Here is a 15,977-nt window from a genome sequence, read left to right as displayed (position 1 = left end):
CCGAGCCGGGCGCCGGGGAACCGTCTCATCCCGGCCAGACGATGGCCTGCACCTCGCTGTACGCGTGCAGCGCGTACGAGCCGACGTCCCGGCCGACCCCGCTCTTTTTGAACCCTCCGAACGGCGCCTCCATGTTCCGGCCGACGGTGTTCACGCCCACCCCGCCGGCCCGCAGCCGCCGTGCCACGCGGAAGGCGCGGGCGACGTCGCCGGACCAGACGTAGTCGATGAGGCCGTAGTCGGAGTCGGCGGCGAGGGCGAGGGCCTCCTCCTCGTCGTCGAAGGGCAGCACGGCGACGACCGGCCCGAAGATCTCCTCACGGACCACGCGCATCCCGCTCGTGCAGTCGGCGAGGAGGGTGGGTGCGACGTAGAAGCCACGGTCGTACGACGGGCGTTCGCCGCCCGCGACGACCACCGCGCCCTCCTTCCGTCCGATCTCGACGTAGGACTCCACCCGCTCCCGGTGCGCGGCCGAGATCACCGGTCCGACGACGGTGTCCGCGGCCCGCGGATCCCCGACCTTCAGATGCCCGGCGTAGGCCACGAGCCCGTCGACCAGCCGCTCGTACACCCCGCGCTGGGCCAGCACGCGGGTCGGCGCGGTGCAGATCTGGCCGCTGTAGAAGGAGAAGGTGGTCCCGATGCCGGAGACGGCCGACGCCAGGTCGGCGTCGTCGAAGACGATCGCCGCGCCCTTCCCGCCCAGCTCCATGAGCTGCCGTTTCATACCGCGGCCGCACACCTCGCCGATGCGCTGCCCGACGGCGGTGGACCCGGTGAAGGAGACCATGTCGACGTCCGGCGAGTCGACGGCGGCTTCGCCGACCTCGACCGACCGCCCGGAGACGACGTTGAGCACCCCGCGCGGCACCCCGGCCTCCTCCAGCGCGTCCGCCATCCGGAAGACCGACAGGGGGTCCTGCGGGGCGGGCTTCACGACGACCGTGTTGCCCATGGCGAGGGCGGGGGCGATCTTGCCCGCGGGGTTGGCCCAGGGGTTGTTGTACGAGGTGATGCAGGTGACGACCCCGACGGGCTGCCGTACGGCCAGCGCGCCCATCACCGCGGCCTTCCCCATCGGCCCGGCCTCGTTGATCTGCGGCGGGATCGCCCACTCGGCGGGCTCCACGCGCGCGTACCGCTGGAAGCGGGCGGCGGCGACCCCGACCTGCATGGCCCGCGCCGTGCCGGTCGTGGCGCCGGTCTCGGCCTGGGCCAGCTCGGCGTACTCCACGAACCGCGACCGGATGACGTCGGCGGCCCGCGCGAGCAGCGCCGCCCGTTCCTCGGGCGCGGTGCGCGACCACGGCCCGAAGGCCTCGCGGGCCGCGGCACAGGCCGCGTGCACCTGATCCCGCGAGGCCTCCGGCGCCCACCCGATGGTCTGCTCGGTGGCCGGATCGACGACGGCGTAGTGCCCGACCTCGGGCTCGGTCCACTCCCCGCCGACGAACAGCCGCTGCCTGCGCTCCCGGGTCATGCGGTCGCCACCGTCCGGGTGTCCCGCCCCGACCGCAGCACCCGGCCCGGCACGGCCCCGCTCACCACGTCGTCCCGGATCGCCTCGACGCCGTTGACCCACACGGCCCGTATCCCGATGGCCTTGGAGTCCAGTCGCGGACTGTCACCCGGCAGGTCGTGCACCAGGGTGGCCGTGCCCGCGTCGATCCGCTCCGGGTCGAAGAGCACGAGGTCCGCATGGAAGCCCTCCTGGATCCGCCCGCGCTCCCGGAGCCCGAAGAGCCGCGCCGGGTCGTCGGTGAGCATCTTCACCGCCTGCTCCAGGGTGGCCAGCCTCCGGCCGCGCAGACAGTCCCCGATGAACCGGGTGGTGTACGGCGCCCCGCACATCCGGTCCAGATGCGCCCCGGCGTCGGACCCACCCAGCATCACGTCCTCGTGCTGCCAGGTCTCGGCGCGCAGGGCCCAGGAGGCGGGGTCGTTGTCGGTGGGCATGGGCCACAGGACCGTACGGAGATCGTCGGCCGCGCAGATCTCGACCAGACAGTGGAACGGGTCCTGCCCCCGCTCCGCCGCGATGTCCTTCACGACCCGCCCGCTCAACCCACGGTTCGCCTCGCTGTAGGTGTCGCCGATGACGTACCGCCCGAAGTTGGCGAGCCGCCGGAAGACGCCGGCCTCCTTGGAGTCGGCGCGCCGCAGCATCTCGGCGCGGACGTCGGCGTCCCGTAGCTTGGCGATCCGCTCGGGCACCGGCAGCCCGAGAATGGGCCCCCACCCGGGGATGAGATTGAGCGCGCAGAAGGTCCCGAGGGACATGTTCATCGGCGTCAGGATCGGCATGGTGAGCGCGACGATCCGCCCACCCGCCTTCCGGGCCCGCTCACTGGCGAGCAGCTGACGGGGCACACGTTCGGGCACGGAGGCGTCGACGGTGAGGACGTTCCAGTTCAGGGGCCGTCCCGCGGCCGCGCTCATCTCCACGAACAGATCGATCTCGGCGTCACTGAACTGGTCGAGACATCCGGCGACGATCGCCTCGATCTGCGTTCCCTCATGCTCCCCCACGGCCCTGGCGAGCGCGATCAGTTCGCCCGGCTCGGCATGCCGCGAGGCGACGGGCCGCCCGTCACCGTCGGAGTGCGTGGACGACTGCGTGGTGGAGAGCCCCCAGGCCCCGGCGTCCATGGCCTCGTGGAACAACCGCAGCATGGCGTCGAGTTGCGTACGACTGGGCTGCCCCCCGACGGCCTCCGGCCCCATCACATACCGCCGCAACGCACAATGCCCCACCATGAACCCGGCGTTGACCGCGATCCGCCCTTCGAGCGCGTCCAGATACTCCCCGAAGGAGTTCCAGTTCCATGGCGCCCCCTCCTCCAGGGCGACCAGCGACATCCCCTCCACCTTGGACATCATCCGACGCGTGTAGTCGGCGTCCTCGGGACGATCGGGGTTGAGGGGCGCGAGGGTGAACCCACAGTTCCCGGCGGCGACGGTGGTGACACCGTGGTTGAGGGAGGGCGTGGCGTACGGGTCCCAGAACAGCTGAGCGTCGTAGTGGGTGTGGGGGTCGACGAAGCCGGGGGCGAGGACGAGTCCGGCGGCGTCCTCGGTGGAGCGGGCTTCTTCGGTGACTTGGCCGATGACGGCGATACGCCCGTCGCGGATTCCGACGTCGGCGGTATAGGCGGGGGCGCCGGTCCCGTCGACGACGGCCGCACCTTTGATGACGTGATCGAGCACGGAGGTTCACCTCCCAGTTGGCGGCGGATCTACCTACCCAGGGGCGCGGGGAACTGCGCGACCAGCCACAACGCACCCGCACCCCGCAACGGCGCTTACGAGGCAGCCCGGAACCGGGAAGTCCGATGCACAGGATCCGTGTCGATCTTCGGAATCACGTGCTCCCCGATCAACCGAATCGTCTGCAACGTCTCCTCCTTCGGCACCCCGACAGGCAACCCGAAGCTCAACTGATCCGCCCCCGCCTGCTCCCACCGCTTGCACTGCCGAGCCACCTCATCCGGATCCCCACAGATCAGCAGCTCCTCCTCGATGAGCAGCTCCACGAACTCCGCGTTGTACTCCGGCAACGTCTCCGGCCACACCGGGAACCCCTCGGGACGAGGAAACGTGTCGTGGTACCGGAACACCAGCGAGGGCAGATAGTGCAGCCCCCCGTTGACGGCGACCTCGATCGCCTCCGCGTGCGTCGGCGCGCAGATCGCCGTCGTCGTCACCATCACGTTGTCGTTGACGAAGTCCCCGATCGGCTCCGCGTTCACGACCGCCGTCTTGTACTGCTCCAGCACCCACTCCATGTCGGAGACCTTCTGCACGCTGAAGCCCAGCACCCCGAGCCCCTTCTTCGCCGCCATGGCGTACGAGGGCGGCGACCCGGCGGCGTACCACATCGCGGGGTGCGACTTCCCGTACGGCTTGGGCAGCACCTTGCGTGGCGGCAGCTGCCAGTGCTTGCCGTGGAAGCCGACGTACTCGTCCTGGAGCCACATCTTGGGGAACTCGACGATGGTCTCTTCCCAGATCTCCTTGGTGTAGTTCATGTCGGTCACACCCGGTATGAACCCGAGGATCTCGTGCGACCCGGCCCCGCGCCCGCTCCCGAACTCGAAGCGGTTGCCGGTGAGATGGTCGAGCATGGCGACCTTCTCGGCGACCTTCACGGGGTGGTTGACCTGGGCGAGGGGGTTGAAGATCCCCGAGCCGAGATGGATCCGCTCCGTGGCGTGCGCCAGGTACCCGAGGAAGACGTCGTTGGCGGAGAGGTGCGAGTACTCCTCCAGGAAGTGGTGCTCGGAGGCCCAGGCGTACTTGAAGCCGGACTTGTCCGCCTGGATGACGTACTCGGTCTCCTCCATCAGCGCCTTGTGCTCGGCCAGCGGGTCGGTCTCGCCGCGCTTGCCCACGTATCCCTGTACAAAGAGCCCGAATTCCAAGGAGGTTCACCATCCCCAGTTGTTTCTGACGCATCGTCAGATTCCAGATCTGCCGCCGACTGTGGCACCGGGTGGATACAGCGTCAATAGCTGACGTCCAGTCAGATGCCACGGATGCGGTCAGATGACGGAGACCCCCGCCAGCCACCCCCCGTCGATCACGAACGGCTGCCCGGTGATGTACGAGGAGTCGGCGGAGGTCAGGAACAGCGCCAGCGCCGCGACCTCCTCCGACCGGCCGATCCGGCCGAGCGGTACGACCTTGCGGTAGAAGCGGTCGAGCCCCCGGGAGGCCTGCTCCCCGTCCGCCGACGGGTCCAGGACGGCCGGGTTGGACATCGCGGTGTCCACGGCCCCCGGGCACATGGCGTTGACCCTGATCCCGCGCGGCGCCAGCTCCAGCGCGGCGACCCGGGTGAGCCCGAGGATCGCGTGCTTGGAGGCGGCGTAGGCACCCACGCCCGCCATCCCCGTCACGCCGGTGTAGGAGGCGGTGTTGACGATCGTGCCCCCGTCGGCCATGACCGGCCCGACGGTCTTGATGCCGAGGAAGCAGCCGACCTGGTTGACCTGGACGATCTGCATGAACTCGTCGAGAGGGGTGTCCAGGAGCGCGTTGAAGCGCAGGATCCCGGCGTTGTTGACTAGCCCGTCGATCCGGCCGTACTCCTCGACGGCCGCCTCCACCGCGGCCCGCCAGCCGGACTCCTCCCGTACGTCGAGGTGGACGTACAACGCCCCTATCTCCTCGGCGAGTTCCTTCCCCTGATCGTCGAGGACGTCGGCGAGGACGACCTGCGCCCCCTCCTCCCGGAACAGCCGCGCCTCCTGCTCCCCCTGCCCGCGCGCCGCCCCGGTCACGATCACGACACGTCCGTCCAGCTTGCCCATGCGGTGACTCCTCAGAGGTGGGGGCCGATGTCGGCGCCGAACGCCGCGATCTGGTCGGTGAGTTCCGCGCGGCTCCGGCTGCGGAACCGCACCTGGATCTGGTGCACGCCCATCGCGCGGTAGGCCCGCAGGGACTCGGCGAGCTGCTCCGGGGGGCCGGTGAGGGTGCGGCGGCCGGTGTCCCACGCGGGCGTACCGACGTACAGCGGCTCGGCGATGGCCCCGATGGTGAACGGCCCTTCGCGACCCGCCTCCGCCCGCAGCCGCCGTACACGAACGATTTGCCCGGGCAGCCGGTCCCGGGGGTCGCCCTGGGGCAGCCAGCCGTCGCCCTTGAGGGCGGCCCGGCGTACGGCGGCCGGGGAGGAGCCCCCGACCCACAGCGGAACGTGGGCCTGTGCGGGCCGGGGGCGCTGGCCGAGTCCCTCGAAGTCGTAGAGCTTGCCGTGGTGTTCGGGGAACTCCTCGGGGCCGAGGGCCTTGCGGAGGGCGTCGATCGACTCGTCCAGGACGGCCCCGCGCCCTGCGAAGTCGACCCCGAGCACCTCGAACTCCTCCTGGACATGCCCGGCCCCGACCCCGAGGATCAGCCGGCCGCCGCTCAGATGGTCGAGGGTGGCGTACTGCTTGGCGGTGAGGAGCGGGTGGCGCAGCCCGACCACGGCCACATGGCTGAGCAGTCGTACGCGCTCGGTCGCCGCGGCGAGGTAGGCGAGGGTGGCGACGGGGTCGTACCAGACCGTGCTCATAGCGGGGGCGAGGCGCCGCGGGATGGCGACGTGGTCGCAGGTAGCGACGTAGGCGAAGCCGGCACGGTCGGCGGCGCGGGCGATGTCGAGGAGGTCGGCGGGGCCGGCTGCGGCCTCCCAGGGTTCGGCGTAGATGGTGCTCTGGGACTGGACGGGGAGTTGGATGCCGTAGTCCGTCACCTCGCCCACAGCCCTTCCGGGGTGAGTCCGAGGAGTTCGATGGCGTTGCCGCGGACGATCTTCTCGATCACGTCCGGGGCCAGGTGCCCCATCTGGGCCTCGCCGACCTCGCGGGACTTGGGCCAGGTGGAGTCGGAGTGGGGGTAGTCGGTCTCGTAGAGGACGTTGGCCAGGCCGATGGCGTCGAGGTTCTTGAGGCCGAAGGCGTCGTCGAAGAAGCAGCCGTAGACGTGGTCGGCGAAGATCTCGGACGGTGGGCGGTGGACCTTGTCGGCGACGCCGCCCCAGCCGCGGTTCTCCTCCCAGACGACGTCGGCGCGCTCCAGGATGTAGGGGATCCAGCCGATCTGGCCCTCGGCGTACATGACCTTGAGGTTCGGGAAGCGTTCGAACTTGCCGCTCATCAGCCAGTCGACCATCGAGAAGCAGCAGTTGGCGAAGGTGATGGTGGAGCCGACGGCGGGCGGGGCGTCGGCGGAGGTGGAGGGCATCCGGCTGGAGGAGCCGATGTGCATGGCGATGACGGTGCCGGTCTCGTCGCAGGCGGCGAGGAAGGGGTCCCAGGCGTCGGTGTGGACGGAGGGCAGGCCGAGGTGCGGGGGTATCTCGGAGAAGGCGACGGCCCGGACACCCTGTCCCGCCATGCGACGGACCTCCTCGGCTGCCAACTCGGCGTCCCACAGGGGGATGAGGGTAAGGGGGATGAGCCGGCCCTGGGCCTTCGGGCCGCACCACTCCTCCACCATCCAGTCGTTGTAGGCCTGCACGCACAGCAGGCCCAGCTCACGGTCCTCGGCCTCGGTGAAGGTCTGGCCGCAGAAGCGCGGGAAGGTGGGGAAGCAGAGGGCGGACTGGACGTGGTTGACGTCCATGTCGGCGAGGCGGGCGGGGACGTCGTGGGAGCCCGGGCGCATCTGCTCGTAAGTGATGACTTCGAGCTTGATCTCGTCCCTGCTGTAGCCGACGGCGGTGTCGAGGCGGGTGAGCGGCCGGTGCAGGTCCTCGTAGACCCACCAGTCGCCGATCGGCCCGTCGTCGCCCTGACGGCCCATCACGGGCTTGAACCGCCCGCCGAGGAAGGTCATTTCCTTCAGCGGGGCGCGGACTATGCGGGGGCCGGTGTCCAGGTACTTCTTGGGGAGCCGGTCCTGCCAGACGTTCGGCGGCTCCACGGTGTGGTCGTCGACGGAGATGATCTTCGGGAATTCCGGGGCGCTTGCCCGGGTGCTTGCCGGGGTGGTCTCCATGGCGCTCACGGTAGCGCCGATCTGACGGCCCGTCAGCTGTGGTGACGGCGCCCGGTCCTGGTCGTTCGTGTGCGGAAGTGTGCGAAGGCCGCGTGAGGGCATTGTGATATCCCGCGCGCCTACCTGTGATCACGCTCTCCACAGCTGACGCATCTGCCATGAACAAGGCAAACTGGCGTGGTTGCTCACTGTGTTTAGGGGGACGCGATGGACGGTGTACCGCGGGTGCCTGAGCAGCGGCGTCCCGGCTCCTCTACGGAGCCCGAACCGCCGCTGCGCTTCAGCGTGCTCGGACCGGTGCGCGCCTGGCGCGGCGAGGAGCCCCTGCCGACGGGCTCGCCCCAGCAACGGGCCCTGCTGGCCGCGCTGCTGCTGCGGGAGGGCCGTACGGCGACCGCGGCCGAACTGATCGACGCCCTGTGGGGCGAGGAACCGCCCTCCCAGGCGCTGGCGGCGCTGCGCACGTACGCCTCCCGGCTGCGCAAGGTGCTGGGCCCCGACGTCCTGGTGAGCGACGCCGGCGGCTACGCGATCCGCTCGCTGGGCGAGGGCGCGCTCGACCTCACGGTGGTGCAGGAGCTGGCCACGGCGGCGGAGAAGGCGCGCGGCGGCGGGGACCTGTGCCATGCGCGGGACGTCCTGACCCGGGCGCTGGCGGTGTGGGACGGCGAGGTGCTGGCGGGGGTGCCGGGGCCGTACGCGTCCTCGCAGCGGGTCAGGCTGGAGGAATGGCGACTCCAACTGCTGGAGTCCCGCCTCGACATGGACCTGGAGCAGGGCTGCCACGCGGAGGCGGTCTCCGAGCTGACGGCGCTGACGGCCGCGCACCCCCTGCGGGAGCGGCTGCGCGAGCTGCTGATGCTGGCGCTGTACCGGTCCGGCCGGCAGGCGGAGGCGCTCGCGGTGTACGCCGACACCCGGCGGCTGCTCGCCGACGAACTGGGCGTGGACCCGCGGGCGGGCCTGCGGGAGCTCCAGCAGCGGATCCTCCAGGCGGACCCGGCGCTCGCGGAACCCTCGTCCCCGCAGCCGGAGCCCACGGCCGTACCCGTACGCCCGGCACAACTCCCGGCGACGGTCCCCGACTTCACCGGCCGCGCCGCCTTCGTGTCCGAGCTGAGCGACGTGCTCGCCACGGCGGAGGGCCGGGTGATGGCGGTCTCGGCGCTCGCGGGCATCGGCGGCGTGGGCAAGACGACGCTCGCGGTGCACGTGGCGCACGAGGCGCGTTCGGCGTTCCCCGACGGCCAGTTGTACGTCGACCTCCAGGGCGCGGGTTCCCGGGCGGCGGAACCGGAGACGGTACTGGGCTCCTTCCTGCGGGCCCTGGGCACGGCCGACTCGGCGATCCCGGACTCCCTGGAGGAACGGGCCGCGCTGTACCGCTCGGTCCTGGACGGCCGCCGCGTACTGGTGCTCCTGGACAACGCACGCGACGCGGCCCAGGTACGTCCACTGCTCCCCGGCACGGCGGGCTGCGCGGCCCTCGTGACCTCCCGGGTGCGGATGGTGGACCTCGCCGGGGCGCACCTGGTCGACCTGGACGTGATGTCGCCTGACGAGGCACTGGCCCTGTTCACGAAGATCGTGGGCGAGGAGCGGGTGGCCAGCGAACGCGAGGCCGCCCTCGACGTGGTCGCGGCCTGCGGCTTCCTGCCACTGGCGATCCGCATCGCGGCGTCCCGGCTCGCGGCCAGGCGGACCTGGACGGTGTCGGTGCTCGCGGCGAAGCTGGCCGACGAACGCCGGCGCCTCGACGAGCTCCAGGCCGGCGACCTGGCCGTGAAGGCGACCTTCGAGCTGGGCTACGGCCAGCTCGAGCCCGCCCAGGCCCGCGCCTTCCGCCTGCTGGGCCTGGCCGACGGCCCGGACATCTCGCTCGCCGCCGCGGCCGCGGTACTGGACCTCGACGCGGAGGACACCGAGGACCTGCTGGAGTCCCTCGTGGACACCTCCCTGCTCGAATCGGCGGCGCCCGGCCGCTACCGCTTCCACGACCTGGTCCGGCTCTACGCGCGTGCGTGCGCGGAACGGGACGAATGGCCACCGAGCGAACGGGGCGCGGCACTCTCCCGGCTCCTCGACTTCTACCTGGCCACGGCGGCGGGCGTCTACGCCGTCGAACGGCCCGGCGACCGTCTGGTGGACCACCTGGAGCCCGCCGAGTACCCGGGCCTGACGTTCACGGACCGGCACCGGGCGCAGGACTGGCTGTACGCGGAGGCGATCTGCCTGCTGGCGTGCGTGCGGCAGGCCGCGCAGCCCGGCTCGCTGCGGCGCGCCGCCGACCTCCTGTGGGCGGCCGTCGACCTGGCGGAGTCGGGCGCCAACTCCAAGGAGTACGAGACGGTCGCGGCACTGCTGCGGGACGTGGCGCAGGAGGCCGGGGACACCCGCACGGAGGCGCGGGCCTCGGCGGCACTCGCCTTCGTGCACCAGCACTCCGGGAGCAGGTTCGACGTGGCCTCCCAAGAGGCGGAACGCGCCGCAGAGCTCGCCCGTGAGGCCGACGACCCGCTCACCGGCTGCTGGGCCTCCAACATCGGCGGCGTGATCGCGTTGTACCAGAACCGGCACGACGAGGGCATGGCGTACTTCACGCACGCCATCGAGAGCTTCCGCGCCCTCGGTGACCGCCCCGGTGAGGCGAGCGCGCTGTGCAACCTCTCGCGCATCCACCTCGCCACCGGCCGGACGGGGAGCGCCGTCGAGCTGGCCGAGCAGGGCACGGCGATGTACGACGGCATGGGCCATGCCTTCAAGGGGGCCAACGGCCGGTACGCGCTCGGTCTCGCGCTCACCCAGAGCGGCCGGCTGTCCGAGGCGACGGAGTGCCTCCAGCAGGCGTTGCGGGTGTTCCGCGACAGTCGCCAGCGCCTCTGGGAGGGCATGACCCTGTTCCGGCTCGCCGAACTCGACCTCGCGGCACGGCGTCCCGCCCAGGCGGCGGCGAACGCCGAGACGGCGCTGACGCTGCTGCGCGGCATCGGCGGGGAGTGGCGGCACGCCAACGTGCTCACCGTGCTCGGGCGAGGACTGAACGGGATCGGTCAGCTCGGCCGGGCCCAGGTGTGCTGGCGTGAAGCCCTGGAGATCTTCGAGGCGTTGGGCTCGGCGGAGGCGGACGAGGTCCGCGGGCTGCTGAGTCCGAGGGCGGTGGCCTGAGCGGGACGCGCCTGACCGGCAAAAACGCGCGTTCATCATTCGTTTATCGCGGCACGGCACTCTCAACAGTGTCGTCGAGCCGTCGCGTCGGGGGGCAGACGGAGCGACAACCGGCCGGGCCTCTAAGGTGAACCGGCCCAGCGGGTCCGCCCGGCAACCCTCGGGGGAGTTGCCGGGCGGATTCCGCCCATACACCGCACCACACTGCCAGGGGAGTCAGCGCATGAGCGACGAGACCAGCACCGAGAACGTCCACGCGACGGGCGAGCCGACCGCGACGACGGACAACGTCCACGCGACCAGCGAGCCCGTCGAGGTCAAGAACGTCCACGCCACGAGCGACCCGCTCAAGCTCGGCGAGGACACGGGCGAGGCCTCCACGGACAACGTCCACGCCACGGACGAGCCCGCCTGACCAGAGCTTTTTTTCCCGCACGGGGATCGGCCGCGGCGGCGCGGAGGGGGAGCCGCCGCGGCCGCCGTGCGTCCAGGAACTGGCCTTATCAGCAGGGAGTTGGGATGAACCGCACCAAGAAGGTCCTCGTCACCGTCGTCCTCGCCATCGCCGCGGTGGGCGGTACCGCGGTCTCGGCGTCCGCCGACACCCCCAGCCCGAACGCCCCCGTCACCACGGACAACATCCACGCCACGGGCGTCTCGGAGTAACGCCGGCCTCACCCCCGCAGCTCCCCCTTCACCACCTTCCCGCTCGCGTTCCGAGGCAGCGCCGCCACGAACTCCACCGCCCGCGGGACCTTGTAGTTCGCCATCTCGCGCCGCGCCCAGGCGATGAGGTCGTCGCCGGTGGTCACCGCACCCGCCCGTCGCACGACGTACGCCTTGCCGACTTCGCCCAGTCGTGGGTCCGGGACGCCGATCACCGCCACGTCCGCCACGTCGGGGTGCAGGCCGAGGAGTTGCTCTATCTCCGCCGGGTAGGCGTTGAAGCCGCCGACGATGAACATGTCCTTGAGGCGGTCGGTGATCCGCAGGTTGCCCGCCGTGTCCAGGACGCCGATGTCGCCGGTGCGCAGCCACCCGTCCGGTGTCATGACCTCCGCCGTGGACGCCTCGTCCTCGAAGTAGCCCCGCATGACGTTGAAGCCGCGGACCAGTACCTCGCCGGGCTCACCGGTCGGGGCCTCGACCCTGACCTCCGTGCCGGGGATCGCCCGGCCCGAGGTCGACGCGATGACCGACGGGGCGTCTCCGCGGCGGCACATCGTGACGATGCCGCTCGCCTCCGAGAGGCCGTACGCGGTCAGGACCGTCTCCACACCCAGCTCGCCCCGCAGCCGCTCGACCAGCGTCAACGGGACCACCGCCGCACCCGTCACGACCAGGCGGAGGGCCGAGAGGTCGTACGCCGTCCGGGCCGGGTGGTCCAGCAGGGACTGGTGGAGGGTCGGGGGGCCCGGCAGGACGGAGACCCGTTCCGCGGCGATGTTCGCCAGGACCGTGTCGACGTCGAACACCGGCTGCGGGATCATCGTCGCGCCCCGCATGAGACAGGCGATCACGCCCGCCTTGTAGCCGAAGGTGTGGAAGAAGGGGTTCACGATCAGATAGCGGTCGCCCTGACGCAGCCCCGCGAGGTCGCTCCAGATCTCGTACGCCCGCAGCGTCTGGGCGTGTGTGATCACCGCACCCTTGGGGCGGCCGGTCGTCCCGGACGTGAAGACGATGTCCGACGGCCATGAGCCGCGTACCGAAGCCGCCCGCTCCCGTACCTCCGCCTCCCCCACGCCCTCCCCGCTCGCGAGGAAGTCCTTCCAGGTCGAGAAGTCGGCGGGCGCGTCGTCCGACAGCACCACGACCTGCTCCAGCGCGGGCAGCCCCGGCCCCTCCGCGACCGCCCTGCGCAGGGACGCCACGTACGACGTGCCGAGGAACGTGCCCGTGACGAACAGCAGTCGGGCGCCGCTCCTGCTCAGTACGTCGGCCGCCTCACCTCCCTTGAACCGGGTGTTCAGCGGCACCAGCACCGCCCCGGCCGACACCGCGCCCAGCGCCGCCACCATCCAGTCCAGGGAGTTGGGGGCCCAGATCGCCACCCGGTCGCCGGGCGCCACCCCGTTCGCCATGCACGCCGCCGCCGCGCGCTCCACCCGTGCGCCCAGTTCGGCGTACGTCACCCGGGTGCGGCCCTCCACCACGGCCTCGACGTCCGCGTACCGCTCCGCCGCCGACCGGACCAGACCCGGAACGCTGCCCCACTCCACGTCTCCGCGCACAACCAGCCTCCCGATCCCAGTAGCTGACTACCCGTCAGATTAGCTGTAGCCTGACGCACTGTCAGCCAGGTGGACAGCCCTCGCGGAGGTGCCCGATGACCGGACTCAAGGACGCCACCGCCATCGTCGGCATAGGCCAGACACCGTTCGCCAAGAACCTCCCCGAGGGCGAGAGAACGCTCGCCTGCCGTGCCGTCCTCGCCGCTCTCGACGACGCCGGCATCGCCCCGGGCGAGGTGGACGCCCTGGCCTCCTTCACCATGGAGGAGACCGACGAGGTGGAACTCGCGAAGGCGGTCGGCTTCGGTGACCTCACCTTCTTCAGCAAGGTCGGCTACGGGGGCGGCGGTTCCTGTGCCACCGTCGCCCATCTCGCGGCCGCCATCGCCTCCGGACAGGCGACGGTCGGGGTGGCCTGGCGGTCCCGCAAGCGCGGGTCCGGCCCCCGGCCCTGGCGGAACACCACCGCCCAACTCCCCACTCCCGCCCAGTGGACCCGCCCCTACGGCCTGCTCCGGCCCGTCGACGAGATCGCCATGCTCACCCGCCGTTATCTGCACGAGTACGGCGCCACCCGCGACCACCTGTTCAACGTGGCCCTCGCCTGCCGGAACAGGGCCAACCAGAACCCGGCGGCCGTCATGTACGAACGCCCCCTGACCCGCGAGATGTACATGACCTCCCGCTGGATCAGCGAGCCGCTCTGTCTCTTCGACAACTGCCTGGAGACGGACGGGGCGTTGGCCTGTGTCGTCGTCAGCAGAGAGCGGGCGCGGGACTGCCCCCACACCCCCGTCTACGTCCACTCCGCCGCCCAGGGTCTGCCCGCCCAGCACCACGGCATGGTCAACTACTGGAACGACGACCCGCTCACCGGCCCGGCCTGGACCGCCGCCCGGCATCTGTGGAAGCACGCCGACTTCACACCCCAGGACGTGGACGTCGCCCAGATCTACGACGCGTTCACCGCCCTCGTCCCGCTCTCCCTGGAGGGCTACGGCTTCTGCGGACGCGGCGAGGGCGGGGCGTTCACCGAGCAGGGCGCGCTGGAGATCGGCGGGCGGCTGCCGCTCAACACCGGGGGCGGAGGGCTGAGCGAGGCCTATGTGCACGGCTTCAACCTCATCAACGAGGGCGTCAAGCAGCTGCGCGGCACCGGTACCGCGCAGGTCCCGGACGCCGCGACCTGCCTGGTCACCGCCGGTGAGGGCGTCCCCACATCCGCGCTCCTGCTCAGGAGGTAGCCCCGTGCTCACCCCCGTCACCGACCCCGACGGCGCCCCCTTCTGGCGCTACGCCGCCCAGGGCGAACTCCGCGTCCAGGCCTGCGCCGACTGCGGCGAACCCCGCTTCCCGCCCCGGCCCTGCTGCCCGCACTGCCAGTCCTTCGACTCCGAGTGGCTCAGGACCTCCGGCCAGGGCCGCGTCTGGTCCTGGGTCGTCCCCCATCCGCCCCTCCTGCCGGACTACGCCGAGCAGTCCCCGTACAACGTCGTGGTCGTCGAGCTGGCCGAGCATCCGCGGATCCGCCTCGTCGGCAACGTCGTTGCCGAACCGGGCGCGCCTCTCGGCTCCCTCTCCCCCGACCGCATCCGGATCGGCGCCCGGGTGCGGTTCGTGTACGACGAGCGGTCCGGCCTTCCCCAGTGGGTCCTGGAGCGGCCGTGAGCGGCGTCCGCGTCACCGCCGACAAGGACACGGCCGTCGCCGTCGTCACCCTCGACCGGCCCGCCCGTCTCAACGCCATCGACCTCGCCATGCGCGACGAACTCGTGGCGGTATGGCGGGAGTTGCGGTTCGACGACTCGGTACGGGCGATCGTCCTCACCGGCGCGGGCGAACGCGCCTTCTGCACCGGGCTCGACCGGGACGCCGAGGTGCCGCAGCCGGGCTCCCCCTACATGGCCGACGATCCGCTGCTCCGCGTCGGCCCCAAGGCCAACGACCTCTGGAAGCCCGTGATCGCCGCCGTCCAGGGAATGGCCTGCGGAGGCGCCTTCTACCTGCTCGGCGAGAGCGAGTTCCTCGTCGCCGACCCGACGGCCACCTTCTTCGACCCGCACACCACCTACGGCATGGTCAGCGCCTACGAGTCGGTCCTCATGGCGCAGCGGATGCCGTACGGGGAGGTCGCCCGGATGATGCTGATGGGGACGGCGGAACGGATGTCCGCGCGGCGGGCGTACGACATCGGCCTGGTCTCCGAACTCACCGCGCCGGGAGCGGCGTTGGACACGGCCGTCGCACGCGCCGCCGTCATCGCCGGTTACCCGTCCGAGGGCGTCCAGGGCACGGTCCGCGCCCTGTGGGCGGCCAAGGAGGCGGCCCTGGCGGCCGGGTTCGCGCAGGCGCCGCACCTGATTTCGCTGGGCAACCTGCCCGGTGACCGGCAGGCGGAGCTGTTCTCCGCCCGCCGGCCGGAGTTCAGGACGCGCTGACGGCCTGCGCCTCGCTCAGTTCGCAGGTGCCGTCGGTGGCGGTCGCGTCGGCGGCGGTGACCAGGACGGAGTCGGAGGCGCCCGGGGCGACGCCGAAGAGACCGCTGTGCTCGGTCGCCACCACGGTGCCGGAGGCGTCCTTGAAGACCACCTCGATCATGTAGTCGTTCGTGACGGTCGTGCTGCTGTTGGTGGCGCGGACGTCAGCGACGAGGCCCGTGTCCTCGACCCGGCACTCCTTGATCGTGACGTCCTGGGTCGACTGGCCCAGGGTGGTCTCGGAGACACCGCCGCCGGAACCCGGGACGGAGTCGTCATCGTCGTCGTAGTGACTGCTGCCGCCCGTCGAACTGTGCGACGAGCTGCCCGAGTCGGAGCTGTTCCCTGAGCATCCGGCGCCGGACGAGTGCCGGGCACCCGTCAGCGCGACCACCACTCCGACGAAGACGGCCACCGCGCGGACATGGCGAAGCTTGACCACTGTTCCCCCGTAAAAGACTTCCAAAGACGACTGCTTGATCGTGAACACGTCACGCTAGCAGCCGTCACCTGGCGTCCCTCGTGCCCCGGGCGTAGCGTCTGGTGTGAGGGCCGTGAAGAACGCATGACCACGCGCTCCCACCGAATCGGCGGCCGCCGTCCGGAACCC

Annotated in this window: 14 protein-coding genes; 6 read left to right on the top strand and 8 right to left on the bottom strand. The window is 71.3% G+C overall.

Annotated features, from left to right (window positions below; genetic code table 11):
• Nucleotides 1–25: 25 nt before the first annotated feature.
• From ABKA17_RS28305 to ABKA17_RS28280, 6 genes are all read right to left on the bottom strand, one after another.
• Nucleotides 26–1,483, bottom strand: a complete 1,458-nt coding sequence (locus ABKA17_RS28305) for an aldehyde dehydrogenase family protein (protein WP_353695082.1) — start codon at nt 1,481–1,483, stop codon at nt 26–28.
• Nucleotides 1,480–3,210: an N-acyl-D-amino-acid deacylase family protein gene (locus ABKA17_RS28300; protein ID WP_353695081.1), complete on the bottom strand. Its 1,731-nt coding sequence runs from the start codon at nt 3,208–3,210 to the stop codon at nt 1,480–1,482. Before ABKA17_RS28300 ends, ABKA17_RS28305 begins: the two co-directional genes overlap by 4 nt.
• Before the next feature lie 95 nt (nt 3,211–3,305).
• Nucleotides 3,306–4,424 carry an LLM class flavin-dependent oxidoreductase gene (locus tag ABKA17_RS28295; RefSeq protein WP_353695080.1) on the bottom strand — a complete coding sequence of 373 codons (1,119 nt, stop codon included), beginning with the start codon at nt 4,422–4,424 and terminating at the stop codon, nt 3,306–3,308.
• Between the two features lie 120 nt (nt 4,425–4,544).
• Nucleotides 4,545–5,315 (bottom strand): SDR family NAD(P)-dependent oxidoreductase, encoded by a 771-nt coding sequence (locus tag ABKA17_RS28290; RefSeq protein ID WP_353695079.1) that lies wholly within the window; start codon nt 5,313–5,315, stop codon nt 4,545–4,547.
• An 11-nt stretch (nt 5,316–5,326) separates the two neighbouring features.
• A complete protein-coding gene (locus ABKA17_RS28285; protein WP_353695360.1) occupies nt 5,327–6,244 on the bottom strand; it encodes a TIGR03619 family F420-dependent LLM class oxidoreductase in 918 nt (305 codons plus the stop codon).
• Nucleotides 6,241–7,491 carry an amidohydrolase family protein gene (locus tag ABKA17_RS28280; protein WP_353695078.1) on the bottom strand — a complete coding sequence of 417 codons (1,251 nt, stop codon included), beginning with the start codon at nt 7,489–7,491 and terminating at the stop codon, nt 6,241–6,243. The genes ABKA17_RS28285 and ABKA17_RS28280 overlap by 4 nt, the downstream gene beginning before the upstream one ends.
• A gap of 207 nt (nt 7,492–7,698) precedes the next feature.
• Here ABKA17_RS28280 and afsR point away from each other — a divergent pair, with 207 nt between their 5' ends.
• The 3 genes from afsR to ABKA17_RS28265 all read left to right on the top strand — a co-directional run bounded on the left by afsR (nt 7,699) and on the right by ABKA17_RS28265 (nt 11,322).
• A complete protein-coding gene (afsR, locus tag ABKA17_RS28275) occupies nt 7,699–10,656 on the top strand; it encodes an SARP-family global regulator AfsR (protein ID WP_353695077.1) in 2,958 nt (985 codons plus the stop codon).
• A gap of 223 nt (nt 10,657–10,879) precedes the next feature.
• Nucleotides 10,880–11,071, top strand: coding sequence for a hypothetical protein (locus tag ABKA17_RS28270; RefSeq protein ID WP_353695076.1), 192 nt, complete (start codon nt 10,880–10,882; stop codon nt 11,069–11,071).
• Between the two features lie 104 nt (nt 11,072–11,175).
• Nucleotides 11,176–11,322, top strand: a complete 147-nt coding sequence (locus ABKA17_RS28265; protein ID WP_353695075.1) for a hypothetical protein — start codon at nt 11,176–11,178, stop codon at nt 11,320–11,322.
• Between the two features lie 8 nt (nt 11,323–11,330).
• On the opposite strand, the gene ABKA17_RS28260 is transcribed toward ABKA17_RS28265, so the two are convergent.
• Nucleotides 11,331–12,890, bottom strand: coding sequence for a FadD3 family acyl-CoA ligase (locus ABKA17_RS28260; protein ID WP_353695074.1), 1,560 nt, complete (start codon nt 12,888–12,890; stop codon nt 11,331–11,333).
• 95 nt (nt 12,891–12,985) lie between these two features.
• Here ABKA17_RS28260 and ABKA17_RS28255 point away from each other — a divergent pair, with 95 nt between their 5' ends.
• The 3 genes from ABKA17_RS28255 to ABKA17_RS28245 are packed head-to-tail and all read left to right on the top strand — an operon-like array spanning nt 12,986 to nt 15,328.
• Nucleotides 12,986–14,134 carry a lipid-transfer protein gene (locus ABKA17_RS28255; RefSeq protein WP_353695073.1) on the top strand — a complete coding sequence of 383 codons (1,149 nt, stop codon included), beginning with the start codon at nt 12,986–12,988 and terminating at the stop codon, nt 14,132–14,134.
• A 4-nt stretch (nt 14,135–14,138) separates the two neighbouring features.
• Entirely contained in the window at nt 14,139–14,558 is a 420-nt protein-coding gene (locus tag ABKA17_RS28250) for a Zn-ribbon domain-containing OB-fold protein (RefSeq protein WP_353695072.1), read from the top strand.
• Nucleotides 14,555–15,328, top strand: coding sequence for an enoyl-CoA hydratase/isomerase family protein (locus ABKA17_RS28245; RefSeq protein ID WP_353695071.1), 774 nt, complete (start codon nt 14,555–14,557; stop codon nt 15,326–15,328). The genes ABKA17_RS28250 and ABKA17_RS28245 overlap by 4 nt, the downstream gene beginning before the upstream one ends.
• Here the strand turns inward: ABKA17_RS28245 and ABKA17_RS28240 are convergent.
• Nucleotides 15,315–15,809, bottom strand: a complete 495-nt coding sequence (locus ABKA17_RS28240; protein ID WP_353695070.1) for a hypothetical protein — start codon at nt 15,807–15,809, stop codon at nt 15,315–15,317. The genes ABKA17_RS28245 and ABKA17_RS28240 overlap by 14 nt on opposite strands.
• Nucleotides 15,810–15,977: the final 168 nt, after the last annotated feature.

Source organism: Streptomyces sp. RG80, assembly GCF_040446465.1.
Lineage (GTDB): Bacteria > Actinomycetota > Actinomycetes > Streptomycetales > Streptomycetaceae > Streptomyces.
Note: the sequence above shows the minus strand (reverse complement) of the source record. Positions and strands in the feature narration are given on the sequence as shown.